The organism is Thermogemmatispora onikobensis (genome assembly GCF_001748285.1).
Taxonomy (GTDB): Bacteria; Chloroflexota; Ktedonobacteria; order Ktedonobacterales; family Ktedonobacteraceae; genus Thermogemmatispora; species Thermogemmatispora onikobensis.
In genome coordinates, this window is record NZ_BDGT01000102.1 from 1 (window position 1) to 4,253 (window position 4,253).

The 4,253-nt window shown below is 61.1% G+C and carries 2 protein-coding genes and 1 pseudogene; all 3 read right to left on the reverse strand.

Annotated features, from left to right (window positions below):
* Positions 1-675 (reverse strand): isocitrate lyase/phosphoenolpyruvate mutase family protein (locus BGC09_RS21910; RefSeq protein ID WP_439959670.1); only part of this gene is annotated, 675 nt, incomplete at its 3' end.
* A gap of 257 nt (positions 676-932) precedes the next feature.
* Entirely contained in the window at positions 933-1,283 is a 351-nt protein-coding gene (locus BGC09_RS23630) for an SEC-C metal-binding domain-containing protein (RefSeq protein WP_439959671.1), read from the reverse strand.
* Positions 1,257-3,800 (reverse strand): annotated as a pseudogene (secA, locus tag BGC09_RS21915) (preprotein translocase subunit SecA); the annotation flags it as partial. The gene BGC09_RS23630 and the pseudogene secA, both read right to left, overlap by 27 nt.
* Positions 3,801-4,253: the final 453 nt, after the last annotated feature.

Here is a 4,253-nt window from a genome sequence, read left to right on the forward strand (position 1 = left end):
GATCAGGTTGCGAATGGCCAGGCGCGTGGGGATCAGGACCTTGCCGCCCAGGTGACCACACTTCTTCTCTGAGGCGAGCTGATCTTCAAAGTGCACGCCTGCCGCCCCCGCTTCGATCATGGCTTTGGTCAGCTCAAAGACGTTGAGCGGCCCACCAAAACCCGCTTCGCCATCGGCAACAATCGGGGCAAACCAGTAGGTGTCTCCCTTCCCTTCGGCCTGCTGAATCTGGTCGGCCCGCTGCAGCGCCTGGTTGATGCGCTTGACGACATGCGGCACGCTGTTGGAGGGGTAGAGACTCTGGTCGGGATACATCTGCCCCGCCAGGTTGGCATCGGCAGCTACCTGCCAGCCGCTCAGATAGATGGCTTTGAGGCCTGCTTTGACTTGCTGAACCGCCTGGTTGCCGGTGAGTGCTCCAAGCGCCGCCACGTATGGCTCGCTGTGCAGCAGCTCCCACAGCCGCTCAGCCCCCAGGCGCGCTAAGGTGTATTCTATCTGAATGGAGCCGCGCAGACGGATGACGTCTTGTCCGCTATAGGGCCGCTTGATCCCCTGCCAGCGCGGATCTTCGCGCCAGGCACGCTCCAGCTCCTCGGCGCTGGGGCCGCTATAGGGCGTCTGCCGCTTTCCATGGGCACCGTTGCCATTCATAGTATATTGACTGCTCATTATGATCTCTGCTCCTCTCTCCAGAAGCGCTTCGATAAGTTTTGACCTATAGATCTGCGGGGCCTGCTCGCTCCATAACAAGGATAACACACGAACAGGCGAAGTTGCTATGAAATAAGTTAAAAGCTGGTAAGCTTTTGGATAACCAAACACTTATAGGTTGCAGAGACAAAGATGGGGAGCCAGTTCGCTTCTGAGGAAGTGAGCTGGCTCCCCGCATGCAACGCCCGCTTCGGGCTCAGCCTGACCGGGGGTCCAGGCTAGGCGCCGTGACACTTCTTGTACTTTTTGCCGCTGCCGCAGTAGCAGAGGTCGTTGCGCCCGATCTTGCGCGGGGGGGCCGCTGGTTGAGCCACGGGGGCGCTGGCAACCGCCGTGCCGCCACGGGCCGCGCGCCGTCCTCCGCCGCTGCGCGGGCGGGAGCCGTTGCCATCGCTCTTGGACTGACCGCTGAGGCGCGCGATCTCCTCGATATTGGTGCGCAGGTTGCGCGGCAGCTGACGCGGCTTCGGCTGCGGGCGCTGGACGGTCACGGTGATTTCGCCGCGCAGCATCTTGAGCAGTTCGTCGACGATATAGTGCTGGATGGCGCGCTTCAGCTCCTCAAACATGCGATAGGCTTCGTTCTTGAATTCGGTCAGTGGATCACGCTGACCGACAGCGCGGAACTGGATGCCGGAGCGCATCACATCAAGGGCATCGATGTGGTCCATCCAGAGACGGTCGACGACCTGCAACGTGATCGCCCGCTCCAGATCGCCCAGACTGGGCACGCCCTGGCCCGGGTGCTCGGCGGCCAGTTCGTCAAGCCGGCGCCCCTGGGCCTCGTAGTGCTCAATGACCAGCTCGCTCAGGCGCTCCTTCAGCTGGTCTTTGTGCAGAGCATGCAGGTTCTCCGGCAGGAAGTCCTCGGGGACATGGACCCAGCGCTCAATCTGGGTGAAGAGCAGCTCTAATTCGCCCTCATCGTTAATGGCGTGCCCGGGAATGCAGCGATCTACGAGGGCCGCGATCTCGTTGCGGATCATCTCCAGGACCCGCTCGTGCATGTCGGCCCGTTCGAGAACGGCCCGCCGGTCGGCATAGATGACCTCACGCTGTTTGGCAATGACATCGTCATATTCGACGACGTGCTTGCGGACGTCGAAGTTGTAGCCCTCGACGCGAGCCTGGGTCTGCTCGATAAAGCGTGTGACTAGGCTGCTCTCCAGGGGCATGTCCTCATCCATACCGGCAAATTTCATGATTCCCGAGGCGCGATCGGCTCCGAAGCGGCGCAGGAGGTCGTCCTCTAGCGAGAGATAGAAGCGCGAGGAGCCGGGGTCGCCCTGACGGCCAGCACGGCCCCGGAGCTGGTTGTCGATACGCCGCGACTCATGACGCTCGGTGCCAATGACGTGCAGGCCGCCCAACTCAACCACCCGCCGGTGATCCTCTTCGCACTGGCGAATCAGGTCCTGGAGGATCTCGTCTTTCTCCTCCTTGGTCATACCCTCGATATACTGCCGGATAGCCTCTTCTTTCTCCTCGCGCTCCTCCGGCGTATCTTCGGGCATGTCGCGAATGTAGTCGACGTTCTCGGCATGCTTGCGTAGTACGAGGTCAAAGTAGCTGGCCGGATTGCCGCCCAGGAGGATATCGGTACCACGTCCGGCCATGTTGGTGGCGATGGTCACCGCTCCGCTGCGTCCGGCCTGAGCGATGATCTGGGCCTCGCGCTCATGGTGCTTGGCATTCAGGACGTTGTGAGGAATGCCCTCTAGCGAGAGCAGGTGCGAGAGATGCTCGGATTTCTCAACTGAGGTTGTGCCAACCAGCACCGGTTGCCCACGCTGATGACACTCTTTGATCTCTTGAACTACGGCGCGCCACTTGGCCTCTTCGGTCCGGTAGATGAGGTCCGGCAGGTCCTGGCGGATCATTGGCTTGTTAGGCGGAATGACAATCACATCCAGCTTGTAGATCTTGTGGAACTCCTCCGCCTCGGTGATGGCTGTGCCGGTCATGCCAGCCAGCTTGCGGTAGAGGCGGAAGTAGTTCTGGAAGGTGATCGTCGCATAGGTATGGTTCTCGCGCTGGACCTGCACCCCCTCCTTGGCCTCGATGGCCTGGTGCAGTCCTTCGCTGTAGCGCCGCCCCGGCAGCAGACGCCCCGTGAATTCGTCGACAATGATGACCTGGCCGTCTTTGACGATGTAATCGCGATCACGCTTAAAGAGGACATGGGCCTTGAGGGCATTCTCCATGTAGCGCGTCAGGTCCAGATGCTCCTCGGCATAGAGGTTCTGCATCCCGAGCATACGCTCCATCTTCTCGATGCCCTCGTCGGTCAGCATGACCGTGCGCGTCTTCTCGTCAACGGTATAGTCGGTCTCAGGCTTGAGCCGTGGGACCAGGCGCGCGAATTTGACGTAGAGATCGGTCGATTCGGGACCGGGGCCAGAAATGATGAGCGGCGTGCGCGCTTCGTCGATCAGGATGTTGTCGACCTCGTCGACGATGGCGTAGTTCAGTTCGCGCTGCACCATCTGGCTGAGGTCGGTAACCATGTTGTCGCGAAGATAGTCGAAGCCGAATTCGTTGTTGGTGCCGTAGGTGATGTCGGCGGCATAGGCGGCACGCCGCTCGGGACTCTGCGGCTCGACGGCGTTGACGATGACGCCCACACTCATGCCCAGGAAGCGATAGATCTTCCCCATCCATTCGGCGTCACGGCGCGCCAGGTAGTCGTTGACGGTAACGACATGGACCCCCTTGCCGGTGAGAGCGTTCAGGTAGACAGGCAGGGTGGCTACCAGGGTTTTGCCTTCGCCGGTCTTCATTTCGGCAATCTTGCCCTGGTGGAGCACGACCCCACCGATGAGCTGGACGTCGAAATGGCGCATGTTGAGAACGCGCCGCGCCACTTCGCGCACCACGGCAAAAGCCTCGGGCAAGAGATCGTCAAGGGTCTTGCCTTTGTTGCGATAGCGCCGCGCCAGCTCCTCGCTCAGCGGCTGCATAGCCTCAGCTTTGTAGGCGACCAGCTCCGGCTGCAGATGGGTGAGAATACGGCTCAGGAGCCGCTCTAAGCGCTCGTCAGCCTCCTCATCTGGATTACGAGCCTGACGGCGTTCGTCTTCGAACATGGCCCAGGCTTTGGCAAAAGCGCGCCGACGCTCCTCCTCCGGCAGCTGCGCCAGGCCCGGCTCTACCTCCTGCAGCAAGCCCATAATGGCCTCTTCAGGGTTGGGCGCCTCCTCCGGCCATAGCTGCCGCTCTTCCACCAGGTCCATGACTGCCTCAACGCGCAGGGCGTTGAGCGTGGGATTGAGCTGCTCGTAGCCAGCGGCAAATAGCTCATCTAAAACGTCCGCTAGCTGATCACGCAGAACCTCCTCCTCGTCGCGCCGCCGGTCGAGTTTCTGGCGATAACCGGTAATGGCTGCCCGCAGCTGCTCATCGCTGCAGCGCTCGGCCAGAGACTCAACGCTGGTGACCGCTTCGCGGAAAAGCTTGAGCAGCTCATCCTCCAGAACACGCCCCCCCTTGAGATAAAGGGCCAGCTGCCCCCGGAATTCTGCTGTTTTGCCCGCTAGTTC

Coding starts and splice junctions, on each gene's coding strand:
- BGC09_RS23630 (WP_439959671.1), bottom strand. CDS start 1,283: ATGTTTGAGGAGCTGAAGCGCGCCATCCAGCACTATATCGTCGACGAA.